The 18679-nt window shown below is 70.5% G+C and carries 16 protein-coding genes; 4 read left to right on the top strand and 12 right to left on the bottom strand.

Going from position 1 to position 18679, the window contains the following annotated elements; all coding sequences use genetic code 11:
* Positions 1–3: 3 nt before the first annotated feature.
* The 8 genes from ACIO52_RS22690 to ACIO52_RS22655 form a co-directional block, all read right to left on the bottom strand.
* The gene (locus ACIO52_RS22690; RefSeq protein ID WP_316574184.1) at positions 4–465 is read right to left on the bottom strand and encodes a cupin domain-containing protein; all 462 of its coding nucleotides are present in this window, start codon (positions 463–465) and stop codon (positions 4–6) included.
* A 166-nt stretch (positions 466–631) separates the two neighbouring features.
* Entirely contained in the window at positions 632–2812 is a 2181-nt protein-coding gene (locus ACIO52_RS22685; RefSeq protein ID WP_402646517.1) for an MMPL family transporter, read from the bottom strand.
* Entirely contained in the window at positions 2809–4014 is a 1206-nt protein-coding gene (locus ACIO52_RS22680; protein WP_402646514.1) for a peptide synthetase, read from the bottom strand. The genes ACIO52_RS22685 and ACIO52_RS22680 overlap by 4 nt, the downstream gene beginning before the upstream one ends.
* Positions 4015–4045: 31 nt before the next feature.
* Entirely contained in the window at positions 4046–5089 is a 1044-nt protein-coding gene (locus ACIO52_RS22675; protein WP_402646512.1) for an NAD-dependent epimerase/dehydratase family protein, read from the bottom strand.
* A complete protein-coding gene (locus tag ACIO52_RS22670; RefSeq protein ID WP_316574158.1) occupies positions 5086–6747 on the bottom strand; it encodes a fatty acid CoA ligase family protein in 1662 nt (553 codons plus the stop codon). The genes ACIO52_RS22675 and ACIO52_RS22670 overlap by 4 nt, the downstream gene beginning before the upstream one ends.
* Positions 6744–7649 carry a hypothetical protein gene (locus ACIO52_RS22665; protein WP_218717882.1) on the bottom strand — a complete coding sequence of 302 codons (906 nt, stop codon included), beginning with the start codon at positions 7647–7649 and terminating at the stop codon, positions 6744–6746. Before ACIO52_RS22665 ends, ACIO52_RS22670 begins: the two co-directional genes overlap by 4 nt.
* Positions 7650–7657: 8 nt before the next feature.
* Positions 7658–8707, bottom strand: a complete 1050-nt coding sequence (locus ACIO52_RS22660; protein WP_316574159.1) for a 3-oxoacyl-[acyl-carrier-protein] synthase III C-terminal domain-containing protein — start codon at positions 8705–8707, stop codon at positions 7658–7660.
* Positions 8708–9278: 571 nt separating this feature from the next.
* Positions 9279–10289, bottom strand: coding sequence for an LLM class flavin-dependent oxidoreductase (locus tag ACIO52_RS22655; protein ID WP_402646508.1), 1011 nt, complete (start codon positions 10287–10289; stop codon positions 9279–9281).
* A gap of 144 nt (positions 10290–10433) precedes the next feature.
* Between ACIO52_RS22655 and ACIO52_RS22650 the strand changes: the two genes are divergently transcribed.
* The 3 genes from ACIO52_RS22650 to ACIO52_RS22640 all read left to right on the top strand — a co-directional run bounded on the left by ACIO52_RS22650 (position 10434) and on the right by ACIO52_RS22640 (position 12956).
* Entirely contained in the window at positions 10434–10865 is a 432-nt protein-coding gene (locus ACIO52_RS22650; protein ID WP_402646505.1) for a DUF779 domain-containing protein, read from the top strand.
* A 49-nt stretch (positions 10866–10914) separates the two neighbouring features.
* Positions 10915–11619 (top strand): hypothetical protein, encoded by a 705-nt coding sequence (locus tag ACIO52_RS22645; protein ID WP_402646502.1) that lies wholly within the window; start codon positions 10915–10917, stop codon positions 11617–11619.
* A 101-nt stretch (positions 11620–11720) separates the two neighbouring features.
* Positions 11721–12956, top strand: a complete 1236-nt coding sequence (locus tag ACIO52_RS22640) for a cytochrome P450 (RefSeq protein WP_218717911.1) — start codon at positions 11721–11723, stop codon at positions 12954–12956.
* A gap of 42 nt (positions 12957–12998) precedes the next feature.
* Here the strand turns inward: ACIO52_RS22640 and ACIO52_RS22635 are convergent, their stop codons facing one another.
* From ACIO52_RS22635 to ACIO52_RS22620, 4 genes are all read right to left on the bottom strand, one after another.
* Positions 12999–14261, bottom strand: a complete 1263-nt coding sequence (locus tag ACIO52_RS22635) for a cytochrome P450 (protein WP_394358683.1) — start codon at positions 14259–14261, stop codon at positions 12999–13001.
* Between the two features lie 47 nt (positions 14262–14308).
* On the bottom strand, positions 14309–14728 hold the full coding sequence (locus tag ACIO52_RS22630; protein WP_316574163.1) for a roadblock/LC7 domain-containing protein: 420 nt from the start codon (positions 14726–14728) through the stop codon (positions 14309–14311).
* Positions 14725–16131 carry an ATP-binding protein gene (locus ACIO52_RS22625; protein WP_218717876.1) on the bottom strand — a complete coding sequence of 469 codons (1407 nt, stop codon included), beginning with the start codon at positions 16129–16131 and terminating at the stop codon, positions 14725–14727. Before ACIO52_RS22625 ends, ACIO52_RS22630 begins: the two co-directional genes overlap by 4 nt.
* A 236-nt stretch (positions 16132–16367) precedes the next feature.
* Positions 16368–18092, bottom strand: a complete 1725-nt coding sequence (locus ACIO52_RS22620) for a GMC oxidoreductase (protein ID WP_402646498.1) — start codon at positions 18090–18092, stop codon at positions 16368–16370.
* 182 nt (positions 18093–18274) lie between these two features.
* On the opposite strand from ACIO52_RS22620, the gene ACIO52_RS22615 reads away from it, so the two are divergent.
* The gene (locus ACIO52_RS22615; protein WP_402646495.1) at positions 18275–18673 is read left to right on the top strand and encodes a TetR/AcrR family transcriptional regulator; all 399 of its coding nucleotides are present in this window, start codon (positions 18275–18277) and stop codon (positions 18671–18673) included.
* Positions 18674–18679 lie beyond the last annotated feature (6 nt).

Below are 18679 nucleotides of genomic sequence, written 5' to 3'. Positions count from 1 at the left end.
TCCTCAGCTGCGGAAGTCCGCGAAGTCGAAGCCCGGCGCGACCAGACAGCTCACCAGGACCTCCTCACCGCCGGCGGGCCGCGCGGCCTGCCAGTGGCCCGCCGGAACCACGTACTGCACGTGCTGACCGGCTTCGATCAACGGCCCCAGCGTCACCGTCGTCGCGGTGCCCGGCCGATCGCCGTCACCACCCAGATCGAGCTCGAGCGGCCCGCCCCGATGCCACAGCCACACCTCGGCGGAACGCACCGCGTGCCAGATCGACTGTTCGCCGGGCGGCAGCAGGAACAGGATCCCGGTCGCCGCGGCCCGCGTGCCCGGATAACCGTCGGGCGTGAAAGTGTGCTCGCTGCGCCAGGTCTCGCGATACCAGCCGCCTTCGGGATGCGGTCGCAGGTCCAGCGTCGCCGCCGTCGACGGCTGCCGCAGCACCTGGGTGTGGCGTCCGTCCGGTCCGCGTCGCATCCACCGGACCTCCTCGACGGCGTCGACCGGCACACTCTCGACGGTCGTGCCGAGCTCGGGCGTGGTCAACGCCAGCACCTGGGCCGTCGCGGGCAGGTCGTCGGCAACGCGCAGTGCGGCCTCGTCGTCCTCGGCGTGGACTACCTCCGCGCCGATCCGCAGCCGGTCACCGGCCGACTGCCACCTCTCGCGGGTTGTCACGATCATCGGCGTCGTCCTTCGTTCGGGAGTCGGGCTGCCGGGTCCATGGTGCTCTCCGAGACCTGCCGGTGCGCATCCGGACCAGCCGCGGCCGCCAGGGCAGCCACCAGTTGGCTTCTCCCATCAACCGTACGAGGGCGGGGACGAGCAGCATGCGGACCAGCGTGGCGTCCAGGACCAGGGCGATGATCATGCCGAGGCCGAGGAAGCGCATGGGAGTCAACGGGGAGAGGGCGAACGCACCGGTGACGAGGACGAGCAGGACGGCGGCGGCGGTGATGACGCGCGCGGTCTTGACCGTGCCGACCCGCACGGCGGTGGTGGTGTCGGCGCCCGCGCGGTGCGCCTCGGCCATGCGGGAGAGCAGGAACACCTCGTAGTCGGTCGACAACCCGAACACGACCGCGATGATCAGCACCAGCATGCCCGCCGGGATCGGCCCGGCGGTGATGCCGAGCGGACCCGCGAGATACCCGTGGTAGAAGATCATCGTCAGCACGCCGAAGGTGGCGGCCAGGCTGAGGAACGCCATCGCGACAGCCTTGAGCGGCAACATGATCGAGCGGAACGCGACGGTGAGCAGCACCATGGTGGCCAGCACCATCACCGCGATCATGAGCGGCATGCGCCGCACCGTCGAGTCGACCGTGTCCACGGTCGCGGCGGTGTCGCCGCCCACGGCCAGCGTCGTTTCCGGCGGTGGGGCCAGTGCCCGGATGGCCTGAACGGCGGCGGTGGCGTCCTCGCTGCGGTCGGCGGCGGTGAGGAAGGCGTGCAGGACGACGACATCGTCGGCGCGCCCCACCTGCACCACATCGCGCACGCCCGCGATCGCGTCGACGTCGGCGAGCACCGCGGTGATCGCGGCCGTCTGCGGTGGACCGTCGAGCCCGTGGATCAGCACGGTCGCGCCACTCGCGGCGGCCGGGAAGGTCGTGGTGAGTTCTTCGACCGTGCGGCGCATCTCGCTGTCGGGTGGCAGGGCGCGATGGTCGATGTCGCCGAGCCGGATGCCGGTCAGCGGTGCGGCCAGGGCGAGCAGGATCGCGCCGACGACGACCGTGACGACCCCGGGCCTGCGCAGCACGGCGTCGACCACCCTGGTCCAGAAGTGCTCGGTGCGGGTGGTCGACCTCGCTCGTCCGATGCGGGTGCCGAACAGCGCCAGCAGGGCGGGCAGGACGGTCGACGAGAGTCCGGCGGCCAGGGCCACCGCCGCGATGGAGCCGATGCCCAGCGATCGCAGCACCGGCTGCGGGAACACGAAAGTGCCCGCGAACGCACACATCAGCAGCAGCGCCGACAGGGCGACGGTGCGCCCGGCGGTCGCGTAGGTGCGGGCGATGGCCGCTGGCACGTCCCGGCTCTCGGCGTATTCCTCGCGAAACCGGTTGACCAGGAACAGGCCGTAGTCGATGGCCATGCCGAGGCCGAGCAGCGAGGCGATGTTCACCGCGAAGGTGGTGACCTCCGTGGTCTCGGTGAGCAGCCGGATCACCCCCAGGGACCCGGCTACCGCGAGCGCCCCCACCAGCACGGGCAGCGCGCCGGCGAGCAGTCCACCGAAGACCAGCACCAGGATCAGCAGTGTCAGCGGCAGCGAAATCGACTCCGCCACCACGAGATCGCGCTGCGAGCGCGCGACGATCTCGGAATTGAGCGCGCTGTAGCCGGAGAGCCGGGTGTCGACGCCGGGCACGCGCAGCGCGTCGGCGATCGCGGGATAGGCGGCGATGCGCGCGGTGTCGTCACCGGCGGTGAACACCGCCGCTACGGCCTGCCGGCGATCCGGCGAGATCAGGAAGTTCCGCAGCGGCGCGGCGGTGTTCCAGTAGCTCTGCGCCGGTCGCGCGAGCAGGGCCGGATCGATCCGGTCCAGCGCCGCGGTGATCTGCGGGCCGATCTCGTCGACGGTGCGGCCCGCGGGCACGGTGTAGAGCGCGATCACGTCGGGACTCTGCGGTCCGAAATGCTCGGTGACCGCCCGATCGACCAGCGCCGACTCACTGCCCTGATCGGCGAACCCACCCGCGCTGAGCCGCTGGGTGACATCGGCGCCGAAGGCCGCGCACAACCCGACGACCGCCACGATCACCGCCAGCACCGCGCGCGGCCGGGCGATGACCAGGCGAACCAGCGCCGTCACAGCGGCCGGTCCACCGAGGGACGCGCGGCCAGTTCGGTCTCGAGCATCGCCACGATCCCGTCGAGCAGCGCCTCGAGCCGGGCCTCGACGCCGTCGCCGTTGCGCGCCGACACCGTCAGATCGGTGTGGCCGTCGAATTCGGTGAGCCCGAACAGCAGCGGCATCGCGACGCTGTGCTGGGGCAGCACGTACAGCCCCGTCGGCCGGAAACCGGGCACGGCCAGCTCGTCGGCGGTGAAGCGGCCCATGTGGGACACGGTGGCCGAGGCCAGATTCCGGCCCCAGCGGGCGCCGAGCCAGTTCGTCGTGTGCAGGACACCGCGATTGACCGGGTCGGGCACCAGGGTGATGCGGGTGTTCGCCAGCTGGTTCAGTTCGCGCCGTTCGCGCAGACCGGTCTTGATCTGCTCCTTGACCCACGTCCAGTCGCGTCCGGACTCGATGTCGAGGAACAGCGGCAGGGCGAGATTGGCGGTCGAGCGCAGCGCCGGGTCGTGCCTGCGCAGGTCCACCGGCATCATGATGCGCGAGGTCCCCGGTGTCTCGGCGGCCAGCAGCGCGCAGACCCTGGCCAGCGCACCGGGGCCCGCCGCGTCGATGCGCCGGTGCCGCAACAGATGCCGGGCGACGCCACGGCGCTGCCTGCCCCGGCCCGTCGCGCTGCGATAGCGCGGCACCATCGCGGCGGGCTTGCCGGGCGCCCCGACCCGGTCCACGAGCTCCTGATCGGCCACCGGGTCGAGCTGGGGGATCGGGTCCTGCCCGCGCAGCGCGCGCAGGACATTGGTCACCCACAGCACCATGCCCATGCCGTCCATCACGCCGTGGAAGACCCGGAAGACCAGCGTCACCGGCGCGCCCGTCAGCAGCAGCACCTCGACGGTGGTTTCCGGCGTCGGTCCGATCGGGCTGGTGAGCACCGGATCGGCCTCGAGCGTGGTCTCGTGCAGCACGTGACCCGGCACCACCCGGACGGCGGGCGCGATGCCCGCGTCGACCCACTCGGCGCCGCGACGCACCAATCGTGCGCCGGGGGTCACCGTGGCGGCCACGGCGACCGCGCGGCGCAGCCGGTCAGGGTCGAGATCGCCGTCGCCGGGGACGACCAGCTGCATGAGAAACGGCGGCGCGAGGTCGCGCATGGGGAAGTACATGCGCTCGGTCGTCGAAATCGGGCGGCGGAAGGTGCTGCTGCCGTTCATGATTGCCTCCGGTGCGTCGGTCGTGCGGTGACTACCGCAGGTCCCTGGTGAGGGTCTCGATGCCGCCCGCGGCGTCGAGCCAGGTGAGGAATTCGGTCAGTCCGGTATCGCGATCGGTGACCGGCGCGTAGCCGAGATCGCGGCGGGCTGCGCCGGTGTCGTAGGTGGCGCTGCGCGTCATCAGCGCGACGGCGTAGCGCGACAGCGGCGGCGACCAGCGCTGCGCCACGGCGGGAATCCGCCACACGGTCTCGACGGCGGCCACGACGGCGGTGAGAACACGGCGATTCGGTCTGCGCGACGGCGGTGCGTAGCCCAGCCGGGAGGCGACCGCGCCGAGAAACCCCCACACGTCGGTCTTCTCGGCGTCGGCGACGAAATACGCCCTGCCGCCGACGGATTGCGCCGTGAGCGCGAGCCGGCACGCGTGCACGATGTTGTCCACGTGACACAGCGAGGCTTCGATCGTGCGGCCGTAGGACAGATCGGGCAGCGACCCGGTCGCGGTCCGGCCGAGCAGCCGCACGATCGGCCCCGAACGATCGCCCGCGCCCCAGATCGCCCGTGGACGCAGGGCGACGGTGGTGAAGGTGTCGGTGTTCGCGGCGAGCACGGTCCGCTCGGCGGCGGCCTTGGTCTCGGAGTAGAAGTTCAGGTAGCGGTGTGGATAGGGCAGTGATTCGTCGACGTCGACCTGATCGCCGCCGTCCCGGTCCATGAGCGCGCTCGGACTCGACACGAAGACGAATCGGGACGCGCCGCTGTCGCGGGCCGCGTCGAGCAGTGTCTCGGTGGCGGCCACGTTCTCCGCCCAGAAGCGGGCCCTGGTGCCGCGTTCGTCGACCCTGGCCGCGCTGTGCACCACGACGTCCATGCCTGAGGTGGCGGCCGCCAGCGACGCCGGATCGGCGAGGTCGCCGTAGACGACGGCGACCCGGTCCCGCGCGGACCCGAGGTCGTCGAGCACGCTGGTGGGCCGCACCAGGATCGACACGTCGTGGACGCCGTCGGCGACCAGCGCGCGCACGAGCGCGCCGCCGAGGAAGCCGGACGCGCCGGTGACCAGAACCTTCATCGTCGTGCCTCCAGTTTCTTCGCCGCCCACCGCGCGAGCTCCTCGCGGCCGATCTTCGCGTTGTGCCGGATGTCGACCGGGAAGCGGGGATGGACGAGGAATTCGGTGACCGGCGCGGTGACCTCGAATTCGACGGCGCGGGTGCGCAATCGGGTCAGCGTCGCCGCCGGATCGGCGCCCGGTTCGAGCTCCACGCACAGCACCGGCCGCTGAACCCCCCGCGTGCCGAGGCCGACGAGCGCGGTCCGCGCGACGCCGGGCACCACGTTGAAGACCTGCTCGACCTGCACGGTGAACATCGGTCCCCGCGCGGTCTCGACGCGCTGACTCTTGCGTCCGCAGAACCAGATCCGGCCCTGCTCGTCGATCCAGCCCAGGTCGCCGGTGCGATGCCAGGTGCGATCACCGTCGGCGATCTTGCCCGCCGCGTTGGCCGCCGCGGGCCAGTAGTAGCGGGTGCTGACATTCGGGCCGGTCACGACGATCTCGCCCACCGCGCGCGCCCCCGCGGGCGACGCCGCCGCGTCCCAGTTCGGCACCGGGTCGTCGGTGATCGCGAGCAGCCGCACCTCGACCCGATCGGCCGCGCGGCCGATACAGGTGCCGTCGCCCTGGTGGGCGCGCTCGACCAGACCATCGAGCAGTTCCCTGGATTCGATGGTCGACATCGGCAGCGCCTCGGTCGAGCCGTAGCCCGCGTAGATCTCGGCGTCGGGGCTCAGCACCTCACGCAGCCCCGCGACGCACCAGTCCGGGACCGGCGCACCGCCGGAGAACACGCTCGACAGGGTGCTCAGTTCGGCCGGATGCGCGCGCAGATGTTCGAGCAGCGGAATGAGCAGGGCGGGGGAGGCGAACATGGTTCGGACGTCGAAACGTTCGATCGCGTCCACCACGTGCGCCGGATCGGTCGACCCGACCTTGCTCGGGATCAGCGGCGGCAGCACGCAGCGCGCGCCGAGCAGCAGATCGAGCACACCGACCAGCGGCAGGGTGATCAGCGAGGTCTCCGGCGGGGTGTGCCCGCGGGCGGCGTGCACCTGCTCGACCATCGCGGCCAGATTGCCGTGCGTCAGCTCCACCGCCTTGGCCGGACCCGTACTGCCGGTGGTGAATCCGATGATCAGCACGTCCTCGGGTGCGGCGGGCACCCGCTCGGGCAAGGCGCCCGAGGGTCTGCGGCCCCAGGCCCGCAGCGTCGGGCCGCCCCAGAACCAGCGGCGTCCCACCGTCAGCGTGGTGCGCACGCGACGGAAGCTGCGTGGGAACAGCACCCGCAGGGCGTGCGCGGGCGGAATGCCGATGAACGCCTCGGCCTCGACCGCGCGCAGGCAGTGCACCATCCGGCGCACGCCCATGCCTGGATCGATCACCACCGGCACCGCGCCGATCTTCAACAGCGCGAACAGGATCGCGTACAGCTCCGCGCTGGGCAGCACCAGCACGATGGTCCTGGTCCCACTGCCGACGCCGGACCGCAGGAGCTGCTCGGCGATCGCGTCCGACCACTGGTCCAGCTCCTGGTAGGTGATCCGCCGGTAGTCGGGCAGACCCGCGGCGGTCTGCCCGTCGGGGTAGATCACCGCGGCCCGGTCCGGTTCCGCCTGCGCGAAGCGCCGGAAGTCGTCGATGGTCCGCCAGTAGGTCGCCGTCCTCACGCGGTGGTCTCCGCGGGTAGTCGGTACACGGTGGCGGCCGCGGCCGGACCGGCGCCCGCCGCGACGAACAGCACGTGGGTGCGGCCGGTCAGCGAGCGCTCGGCGACCGCGCGGTCGTAGGCCAGCGGCAGCGCGGCGGTGTGCGGGTCGCCGTCGGTCAGGTCGGGGGTGCGCACCGCGTCCTGGTCGATGCCGAGCGCGTCGGCGAGCCGCTTCGGGAAGTGCGGAGTCGGCGTCGAGGCGATCAAGACCAGCCCGGCCGGGTCGATCTCGGCCGTGGCGAGGGCGGCGCGGGCCGCTTGGTCCGCGACGGCCAGGATCCGGTCCTCGAAATCGGGGTCGCGTTCCACGGTCATCAGGCTGCGGCCGGTCGTGCCCATGGTCGCGGTGTCGACGTAGGCGACCTCGGCGGGACTGCCTGTCGAGCGCGCGGAGTGCACGGGCCCGAACCCCTCCGGCCCCTCGACCTGTTCGAGCAGCAGCGCGGCGCCGGCGGTCGCGTAGGGGAACGCGGCGTCGGCGGTGCCGCGGGTGAGCGACGGATGGGTGTCGCCCGCGACGATCAGCACATGCTCGGTGCTGCCGGTCGCCAGCACCGACCCGGCGACGCGGACGGCGTCGAGCACGCCGACGGCGCCGTTCATCAGGTCGAAGGAGAAGGTCCGCGGATCGTCTCTGGTGTAGTCGAGGCCGATGCCCGCCGCCTTCTGGATCAGCGCGGAGACCGCGGGTTCCACCGTGTTGGAGTCACGGAAGATGCCGGTGTTGATCAGCACGCCCACCTGGTCGGGCCGGATCTCGGCGCGCTGCAGGCATTGCCGCGCGGCGCGCCCGCTGTGCTCGACGATGCTGTGAGTGTCGGCGGCCTTGCTGGCGCCGGTGGCTCGGATACGCACGCCCATGACGAACCTCAGACCTTCAGCGAAGAGATGGTGGTGGACAGGAAGCCGGCGACGACGCCGGAGGCGGCCGGAACCATGAGGAGTTTCGACCCGGCCTCGATGCTCTGCTCGGACAGCTGGTCGTGCAGCACGATGAAATGCGAGGTGGTCGAGGTGTTTCCGTACTTCTCGATCACGTTCAGATCCGGCGGCATCGGGGTGCCGAACTCGCGGGCGGCGACACCGTTGATGTACGGCACGGCGGCCGCGCCGAACTGGTGATGGATGATGTAGTCGAACTTCTCGTCGGCGAAGGTGCGTCCGCGCTGCTCGAGGTAGGTGCCCTGCGCGTCCGGCCACAGCATGAACCGGGCCTCGTTGTGCATCTTGCGGTTGTCGGTGTAGAGCGCGACGCCCGCCGACTTGTCGCTGGGCATGCCCAGGCACAGGTGGGAATGCTCGGACGCGGTGAACAATTCGACGTAGTGGATCATGTCGGCCTCGTCGACGGCCTGGTCGAGCACGACCGCGCACCCCGAGTCGCCCACCGACAGCGACGCGAACTGCAGGTCGTACTTCTCGGAGATCTCGTTCACGGCGGTGTCGGCGATCGGGGTGATCGACTCACCGCTGACGACCATGCCGTTGCGCACCACGCCGGCCCGGATCATCCGGTCGAGAATGTAGGTGCCGGTGAGCATTCCGGCGCAGGCGTTGGACACGTCGAAGGTGATCGCGGAGTCGGCGCCCAGCGCTTGCGCGATCGTCGAGGCGAACGAGGGCTCCATGTACATCCGGGTGCCCTGGTTGCTGCGGGTGATCGAACAGGAGATGATCACGTCCAATTCGCCTGGGGCGTAGCGGGACCTGGTCAGACAGTCCTGCGCGGCGTTCATCGCCAGTGCGAACGAGTCCTGCATGCGGTCGGGCGCGGTGTCGCGCACCCGGCGTTCCTTGATCCCGGTGATCCGCTCCAGGTCGAACGAGGGCGGAACTTTCAAACGGGAAATCAATTCCGCGGTGGACACGATATTCGACGGAAGATATGCGCCGATCGACTCGAAACGTGAATGCAACACGTGAACTCCTCCAACGTCTGTAAGTGCGCCTGGGATCATTTCCGACCGTCGGTGGGACGGAACCCTACCTGAGTTATTGCGTTCGCCCGGAAACGATCTGAGGGCCCGGTATTCGAGGAACAACCATCGACGAGCCTACGTGTGACCGGAAGTGCTGGATATGTGGCTACCGCCGGAAAAGCGAGGCTGTACAGGGGTGATGCATTCATTTACGGCGTACGGGCAGTGGGTGGCTATCGCTGCTTCGCGATGTCTCGGCCAAGGCGGATGCCGGATTGCCGAGGCTTCGGAGTGAGGGACCTCACGAAGGAACTCCGGATGGAATGTATCGCCGGGGCCACACCTTTTGTCGCCGGGGCACAATGGTCGCCGTGAAGTTTGTCGCGAGAGGAAAAGGTCCCGCGCGAACGACATCGCGGCCCCGGGGCGCCGTCGAAGGTGGAACCTCGACGACGGTCGGCGCTGTCACGCGCCCCGGCTCGGGCTCTGGCGTTACACCTGCGAACAGACACCGCGAAGACCGTCGAGGAGATCCTGGCCAGGGCCCGGACCGAGGCCGCGGTGGGCTGAGTCAGTGGGCCGGGGAGCGCAATCCGGCCAGGCGCGCCAGCCGTCGATGCGAATCCAGCCGTGCCGCGCGATCGAAAGTACTGGTGTGTACGAGGATTTCATCGGCGCCCGACTGGGTAATCAGGTGTCCCAATGCGTCCGCGACCTCCGTCTCGGCACCGTGGATCTGTTCCTCGAGCGCCCGCTCGAACAGGTCGCGCTGCCGGGCGGTCATCGTCGTGGCATCGACCTCCTCGGGAGAGACGAGGGCGGGGAATTCCCCGCGGGTGCGCGAATACGCGCTCGACCACGCCTCCGGGAGCAGGAGTCGGTGTGCCTGCGCCGCCGAGTCGGCGATCATGACCGTCGCCGAGACGATCACATACGGCTGCTCGGCCCACGCCGACGGCCGGAACTCGGCCCGGTAGCGCTCGATCGCCCGCACCATGGCCGCCCTGCCCCCGACCTGCGCGATGACCAGCGGCAGCCCGAACCGGGCCGCGCGCTCGGCGCCCGAACTCGTCGCCAGCAGGAAGGTCGGCAGGCGGGTGCCCTCCGCCGCCACGGCGTGCACGCCGGCACGGCCCGCGCCGAAGTAGTCGAGCAGTTCGACCAGGTCGGCATCGAAATCCTCGGCATCGGCGCGGTCGTGGGCCAATGCCCGGCGGACGCCGTCGGTGAATCCCACCGACCGGCCCAGACCCATGTCCACCCGCCCGGGGAACAGGGACTGCAGCACACCGAACTGCTCGGCGACGACCAACGGCTGGTGGTTGGGCAGCATGACCCCGCCGGTCCCGACCCGGATCCGGTCGGTCGCCGCCGCGACCGCCGCGGCCAGCACGGTCGGGGCGGTACCCGCGACACCGGGCACGCTGTGATGTTCGGCGACCCAGAACCGGTGGAATCCCCACTGCTCGGCGAGCTGGGCGAACTCGACGGTCTCGCGCAGCGCGTCGGCGTGGGACTGCCCGCGCCGGACGCGGGAACGATCCAGGATCGAGAGGCGAGTCGACTCGAGTGTCGGGGTCATATCGATGTCAACGCCGCGTGTCGCGAGGGATTCCACCGGCGGGTCGCGGCTTCGCAAGATTCGATCGGCACCAACCCTGGACCAACCTTGCCCACCCATAGTGTCTGGCGACCCCGACAACCGAGATTCTCCGAGGAGCGCACCATGCCTTACCAAGCCGGGTCCGGACGCCGTGAACGGCATCCGCGCGTACGTGCCGCGAGCCACCGTCACCGCGCGATCGAGACAACCGAGGACGCCCGCCACGTGCTGCAACTGCTGACCGCCATGCACGGACCGGTCGTCCTCTACCTCCCCGCCGACGCCGACGGCTACACCCCGATCTGTGCGCGCCGCACCGACTTCCACGCCGGCGCCGGCGACGTCCTCGCCGGGCAGACGGCCTGGCACACCGAATTCTGGCTGGCCGAGCGCTTCCACGTCGGCCTCGAGGATCTCGACGTCGGCATCGACGTCCGCAGCGCGCCCGGCGGCGACCGCCGGACCGCCTCGCTGGAATCCTCGTGCGGTTTCCGCTTCACCCTGCGCATCGAGAGCGCCCAGGACGTCACCGGCCTCGTCGAGGAGGCCTCCTAGCCGTCGACGACCACGGGGGGTTGTCGGTGGGTGTGGATACCCTGCCGGGATGGTCGGACTGGACTCGGCGTTGCGCCGGTTGACGCGGGATGTGGGAAAGCTGCTGCAGCCGTACGGTTTCCATGGATCGGATGCCAGATGGGTGCGGGTGGCGGCGGGTGGGGTGGCGTCGGTCGGCCGCGGCCGGGTCCAGCGGAGCTGGACGGACGGACAGCAGGAGGTCCGCTTCGGGCTGGAGGTGAGTGCCACACCGACCGCGTGGTGGGAGTTCGGCAACTGGTGCCATGAGCGGGCGGGTCGCGCGCACACGATGCTGGCGGACGCGACCGGGCCGGGCCTCGTCGACGCGCGGAGCATACCGGCCGAATTCACCGAACCGTGGTCGCTGCGTGTCGATCCCGCGGTCGACGGACAGCAGGTGCGCCCGTCCGATATCGAGGCGTTGCGCGCCGACCTGCCCCGGCGGGTGCACGTGTACGCGCGCCGGGCGCTGCGGTTGCTCGAGCCGGACCGCTATCTGGACGAGTTGCTGGCCGATCCCGAGCCCGGGTGGCGCACCTGGGAGGCGATCGTCGTGCTGCTGGCCGAGCACGGCCCCGACGACCGCCTCGACGCGGCGCTGGACCGGCTGCGGGCCTGTCAGCCCGCAGCGGAGGACGCCGGAGGGCCCGCGAATGTCTTTGCCTACGTGCGCGACCGGCCGGCGGTCGCCTCGATGCCGCTGTCCCCGAGTCCCTGCGACCTGACACGCTGACCGGTAGCATCGCTAACCGAATCGGAAGATTCAGTCCAGCAGTATGTTTCGATGCGATCGCCTGCATTGGGGTCCGGGAAACACCGGTGATCGAGAGGTTCATGGTGGAATCGGTGACGAGTCGGTTGGTAATCGATACAACGGGAGAGGACATCCAGGGCGAGATCGCGCGCATCCGGGAGCAGGGTCGGGCCACGCTGGTCGAGCTGCCCGGCGGGGTGCAGGCGTGGTCGGTCACCGATGTCGCGCTGCTGGAGAAGCTGCTCACCGATGCACGGGTCTCCAAGGACGCCGGGCAGCACTGGCCGCCGTTCGTCGCCGGCGAGATCCCGGCCGACTGGCCCCTGTATCTGTGGGTGGCCGTGGCGAACATGTTCACCGCCTACGGCGCCGACCATCGCAGGCTGCGCCGCCTGGTGGCGCCCGCGTTCACCGCCCGCCGCACCGAGGCCATGCGGGAACAGGTCGAGCGGATCACCACCGATCTGCTCGACCAGCTGGCCGCGACCCCGCGCGGCGAGGTCGTCGATCTGCGGGAGCACTTCGCCTATCCGCTGCCGATCCAGGTGATCTCGGAGCTGATGGGCGTGCCGGAGGCGCTGAACCCGGGCCTGCGCACGTGCGTCGACGGCATCTTCGACACCACCCTCACCCCGGAACAGTCGCAGGCCAACTATCTCGAGATGTACCGGATTCTGGGTGAGCTGGTGGCCTTCCGCCGCGAGCACCCCGGCGACGACATGACCAGCGTGCTCATCTCCCAGCGCGACGAGGACGAGGGCGGCGCGCTCACCGAGGAAGAACTGATCGGCACCCTGCTGCTGGTCATCTCGGCCGGACACGAGACCACCGTCAACCTCCTCGACCAGGCGATCACCGCCCTGCTCACCCGGCCCGCGGTGCTCGCCGAGGTCCGGGCGGGCGCGATCACCTGGGCCGACGTCGTGGAGGAGACGCTGCGCTACGAGTCGCCGGTCGCGCACCTGCCGCTGCGGTTCGCGGTGTCCGACATCGACATCGACGGCGTCCACATCGGCCAGGGCGAGGCGATCCTGGCGAGCTACGCCGGCGCGGGCCGTGACCCGAAGCGGCACGGCGCGACCGCCGACGAGTTCGATCCGACCCGGCCCGACAAGTCCCACATGGCCTTCGGCTACGGCGTGCATCACTGCCTCGGCGCGCCGCTGGCCCGGCTCGAGGCACTGGTCTCGCTGCCCGCGCTGTTCGACCGCTTCCCGGCGATGAGCCTGGCAGCGCCGGTCGAGGAACTCGGCACCGTGCCCAGCTTCATCTCCAACGGGCACCGGCACCTGCCGGTGCGCGTGCACGGCGAGTAGCCCCGAGGGGTCCCTGCTCGGCCGGCCGAGCAGGGACCACGCTCATCGCGTCGGCGCCGCGAGCGGTGGCGTCCTCGGGAACCGCACCGGCAGTGCCGCCAGCGCGCGGTGGAAAGGCCCGGGCCGCCAGACCAATTCGGCCTCCGGTACCGCCAGTTCCAGCTCGGGCAGCGCGTCGAGCAGCTGATCGATCGCCTCCTGCGCGATCAGGTAGGCGGGGGACTTGGCCGGGCAGCCGTGCGGGCCCGTGCTCCACGCCAGATGCGCCCGGTTGTCCAGGAAGTCGCCGCTGCCGATCGAGGGATCGTTGTTGCAGGCGGCCATGCTGATCACCACCGGCTGATGGGCGGGCAGCCACACGTCGTCGACCAGGATCGGCTGGCGCGGGTAGGTGGTGCAGAAGTTGGCCATCGGCGGATCGGTGTAGAGCACTTCGTCGAGCGCGTCGCGGGTGGACAGGCTGCCGCCCAGCAGGCTGCCCGCGAAGCGGTGATCGGTGAGCATCAGCCGGATCGTGTTGAGCACCAGGTTGAGCATCGGCTCGATGCCCGCGCCGTACATCGTCAGCAGCTGGTTCATCAGCTCTTCGTCGTTGAGCTGCTGCGGGTGCTGCACGAGCCGGGTGGTGATGTCGTCGCCCGGGGTGGCCTGCTTGAGCCGGACCAGGTCGTAGAGCGCGTCCTCGAGCATCTGCGCGCCGCGCACCGCGGTGTCACCGCCCTCGAACATCTGCGCCATGCCGGTGGCGACCCGCCCGCCGATCTCCTCGGGCACGCCGAGCATGGCGTTGATCGTCGCGAAGATCACCGGAAAGGCATACTGGCTCAGCAGATCCGCCGTGCCGTCGGCGCAGAAGCCGTTGATCACCGGCATCGCGATCTGCTCCACGGTGCGATGCAGCCGGTACAGGTCGACGCCGGCCAGACCGGCCACGGTCACCTGCCGATACCGGACGTGTTCGGCCCCGCTGGTGCGAATCGCGTTGGGGCGGTACCGCATCATCGGATACACCGGGCAATCCACGGGGATGTCGCGCTGCCACATCCGCGGATCGGCCGGGAAATGGTCGGGATCGTTGAGGATCTGGACCGCCGTGCGATATCCGATCACGAGGGTGGCCGGGACTCCGGGCACCAGGTCGACCGGCACCAGCGACCCGTAGCGATGCCGCATGGCGCGATAGGCGCTCTGCGGGTCGGCGGCGAATTCCGGGGAGTACAACGGCACGCGATCCTGGCCGTCCCGCGAGTCCGGTGACACCGGGCAGCGGGTGGGATCGAGGTCGAGCGGAAGGTCGAGCGGCACGGCGTGTTCTCCTCTCGATGGCACGCGCAGGGGGGTCGGGTCGGCCGTCACGCGGGAGACCGATCGTTGCGCCGCGGTGCCGTCCCCAGCTCGCGCCCGACCCGTGCCGCCAGTTCGTTCATCCGGTGCGCGACCAGGGCGAGGTCGACGTCGCTGGTCGTCGCGACCCCGAGCAGGGTACCCGCGCCACCCGCGGTGATCAGCACCATGCCTTCCTCGTACTCGGTCATGTTCTGGCGCACCGCATTCCCGGCCGTGCCGCAGAACTCGCCGAGCGCCTTGCCCAGTGACCGCAGCCCCGACGCGGCGGCTGCGAATCGCTCGGCCTCGTCGCGGGTGATGCCGGCGGAATGGGCCAGGCGCAGTCCGTCATCGGACAGCAGCACCGCGAAGCGCACACCGTCGAGCTCGAGATCGTCGAGTAACCAGGCGAGCCGGTTGGTGCTGTCTGCGAGGGGAGTGCTCATCGGATGTCCTGCCCTTCCGTCGATTGCGCGGCCGCGGCGCGGCCGTGTCGGGAACCGCTGTGCCAGGCGGCGGCGAGTTCCGGCCTGCCCGGGGTGTCGGCAACGTTCGCGCGGTCGTCGGGTGGGGCGACGTCCCTGCGCCTGCGTTTGGGGAGCCCGCCGGTGGTCCGGCTGTCGGCGAGGTCGTCCGGCGCCGGCGCGGCGGGCAGTGCCGCCGTGGGCCGGTGCCTGCCGGTCGACTCGGCCTCGGCGGTGATCGCGACCTGCTCGCGCGCGACGGGTTCGGCCTCGATCGGGCGCGGCTCGGGCTCGGCGGCGACGAGCAGGGCCGCCGGGATGAAGACCATCGCCCGCGTGCCGCCGTAGATGTTCGGTCCGTCGACATAGGCCGCGAAGCCGTAGCGCCGCGCCAGCGCGGCGACGCCCGGGAACCCGACCCGGGGCGAGGGACCCAGCGAGTTGATGTCGACCACGCGCTCGCCGGAGAGCACCTGGCGCGCCTCCTCCATCTGCTCCTGGCTCATCCGCACGCCCGCGTCGTCGATGATCAGCGTGACGCCGTGGTGGCCCTCCTGGAAGGTGATGTCGACGAACGACGAGGGCGGCGAGTAGCGCAGCGCGTTGTCGAGCAGTGTGGCCACGGTGTGGACGAGCGGTTCGACGGCCCGGCTGACGATCACCTGATCGCAGTGGCCGGCCCGGATCCGCAGGTAGTCGCGCACGCGGCTGGTCGCGCCGCCGATCACCTCGTCGACGGTCTGCTGCGGCCAGCGCCTGCCGGGCAGGCCGCCGGAGACGATGACGTAGGACTGCGCCTGCCGGATCATCTGCTGCACGGTGTGGTCGATCCGGCTCAGGATCGCGTAGACCTCGTCGTTGCGGTTCTCCCGCAACGCGTTGCTGACCACCTGGCCGACATCGGCGCCGAGGCTGACCACGGTGGTGCCGAACGCGCGGACCGCGCTGTTGGTCGCTGCCCTGGCGTCGGCCGCCACCTGTGCCCGCGCAGCCGCCTCCGCCGCCTCGACCCGCGCCGTGGCACGCTCCTCGGCGGCCAGTTCCACGGCCGTGGTGGTGTCCTGGCGGAGCTGGCGCAGGTCGGCGGCATGGGTGACCGCGATCCTGGCCAGCTTCTGCGCGAACGGGGAATCCTGGAGCAGCGCCGGGACTTCCGCGGTGACGACCGGATCGGTGTGCCGGCGGATCTCGTCGGTGATGCGCGGCAGGGTGAGCTCGGCCAGCCGCGTCATCGCCTCCTCGTGGGCGTAGAGCTCGCGTTCGGCCGCGTCCAGGCGGTGGCGGACACGGCGTTCGTTCCGCAGCGCCAGGACCGCGACCGTCACCGCTCCCAGGAGCACCAGAGTGGCAAGGCAGAACAAGAGCACCGCGATTGTCGGAGTCATCGGTTCCTTTGTCGTCACCGACCGAAGAGCCCATGTGGCCGGCATCCCGCCGGTCTCTCCGGCGAGCCGCGTCGCCGCTGCTCATTGTCCGAAGTGGTTGTACCGCTGCACCCTTCGAGACGAACAAGGGCGAACTCGGTTCCTGCCCGAGCTCGTTGCCCTGCGCTGTCCGGCGATCCCGGACACCCTAGCAGTGCCGTGTCGGACTATCGAAATGTGTTGCTGGGAGCTGCTATTCAGTGCGCCGGCCAGATCGGCAGGCGCAGCGCGGCAGCGGCAGTGGCGGGCACCACCGGACGAGCGGGCGCCACCGGGGCGATCCGCCGGTAGGGCACGCCCATCGGTGGGCGCGGGTCGGGCTCGCCGTTGTTGGGCCACAGCGACGCCGCGCGTTCGGCCTGCGCGGCGATCGTCAGCGAGGGATTGACACCGAGATTGGCCGAGATGGCCGACCCGTCGACGATGCTCAGCGTGGGATAACCGTGCACGCGGTGGAACGGATCGATGACACCGGTGTCCGCGTCCGTTCCGATCACACAGCCGCCGAGGAAATGCGCCGTGACCGGAACACCGAACACGTCGGGCCAGGTGCTGCCCGCGGTCGCGCCGAGTTTGTCGGCGACCCGGCGGGTGGCCTCGTGGCCGGCCGGAATCCAGGACGGATTCGGTTCGCCGTAGCCCTGTTTGGAGGTGAAGCGGCGGCCGAACAGGCCGCGCCGGGTGTAGGTGGTGATCGAGTTGTCCAGGCTCTGCATCACCAGCAGGATCAGCGTGCGCTCACTCCATCGGCCGGTGCGCAGCAGCCGCGGGGTCAGCACCGGATGCCGCGCGGCGGTGAGCAGGACCCGGGCCCACCGTGGCGTGCGGTGACCGCCGTCGACGAGATAGGTCTGCAGTAGCCCCATCGCGTTGGAGCCCTTGCCGTAGCGCACCGGCTCGACGTGGGTGTCCGGGGTCGGATGGAACGAGGAGGTGATCGCCACGCCCGCGGTGAGATCGCGCTCCGGGTCGATGGTGGTCCGGCCCGCGCCGAGGATGGCCTCGGAGTTGGTGCGGGTCAGCACCCCGAGCCGGTCCGACAGACCGGGCAGCACAGCTTTGTCGCGCATGCGGAACAGCAGGTTCTGGGTACCCCAGGTGCCGGCCGCCAGGACCACCTGCCGAGCCGACACGGTGGTGCGGTTCTTGCGGATCCAGGCGCCGGTGCGGTGGGTGTCGACGCGCCAGCTGCCATCGGCCTGCGGCCGGATCGCTTCGACAGTGGTCAGCGGAAGTACCTGCGCGCCCGCCTGCTCCGCGAGTCCGAGATAGTTCTTGACCAGGGTGTTCTTCGCGCCGTGGCGGCAGCCGGTCATGCACTCGCCGCAGGCGACGCAGCCGGTGCGGGCGGGGCCGACCCCGCCGAAGTAGGGGTCGGCGACGGTGCGGCCCGGCTCGCCGAAATAGACGCCGACCGGCGTCGGCACGACGGTGTCGCCGACGCCCATCTCCTCGGCCACCTCCCGGATGACGGTGTCGGCGGGGGTGAGATGCGGATTGGTGACCACACCGAGCATCCGGCGGGCCTGGTCGTAGTGCGGGCTGAGTTCGGCGTCCCAGTCGGTGATGTCGGCCCACTGCCGGTCACCGAAGAACGCGGGTCCCGGCTTGTAGAGGGTGTTGGCGTAGTTGAGCGAACCGCCGCCGACTCCGGCGCCGGCCAGGATGAAACAGTCGCGCAGGCGGTGCACGCGCTGGATGCCGAAGCAGCCGAGCCGCGGGGCCCACAGGTAGCGGCGCAGGTCCCAGTTCGTCGCGGCGAAGTCCGAGTCGGCGAACCGGCGGCCCGCCTCGACGATCCCGACCCGGTAGCCCTTCTCGACCAGTCGCAGCGCGGTGACGCTGCCGCCGAACCCGGAGCCGACGATCAGCACGTCGAAATCGAACCCGGCCTCGCTGCCGTCGGTGGTCTGTTCCAACACCGTCCAGACACTAGGGCGCGGGCTGTCGCGGGAGGGAAACGTCACAGGGAGTTGGACGAATTCACCATGGCGGCCCGGCCGATCTGTCACGTGGAACAGCCGGAGCCGCCGCCGTGCGGTGGACGGTTCTCCTATTCTGGGGAGCGCTTCAGGTCCCGGGCGTGAAATGTGGAGGTCAGTGAATGCCGCCCAAAGCAACCCGCCGGCGGAAGCAGCCGAGCCAGCCGCGCCGCCAGCCCTCCCAGGATCGCGCGAAAGAGACTCGGGATCACATTCTCGACACCGCCGCGGAATTGTTCGGCTCGCACGGTGTCGCGCAGACCTCGACCAATCGCATCGCGGCCGAAGCGGGGGTCAGCATCGGCACCCTGTACCGGTACTTCGCGGCCGCTCGGTCATCGTCGACGAGCTGCTCGATCGCCTGCTGGCCGATCTCGAACACGGCTTCACCGCCCGGGCTTTCGAATTCTCGGGCTCGGCAAGCGAGGCCTCGGCCGAGTACTGCACGCGCGTGGCCGGTGAGATCCTCGGGATCTTCAGCGACATCCTCGTCGCGAATTCCGCGCTGCTGCGCGCCCTGATCGGCG

It is taken from the genome of Nocardia sp. NPDC087230, from assembly GCF_044744725.1.
Classification (GTDB): Bacteria; Actinomycetota; Actinomycetes; order Mycobacteriales; family Mycobacteriaceae; genus Nocardia; species Nocardia canadensis.
This window is presented reverse-complemented; position numbering and strand designations above follow the sequence as displayed.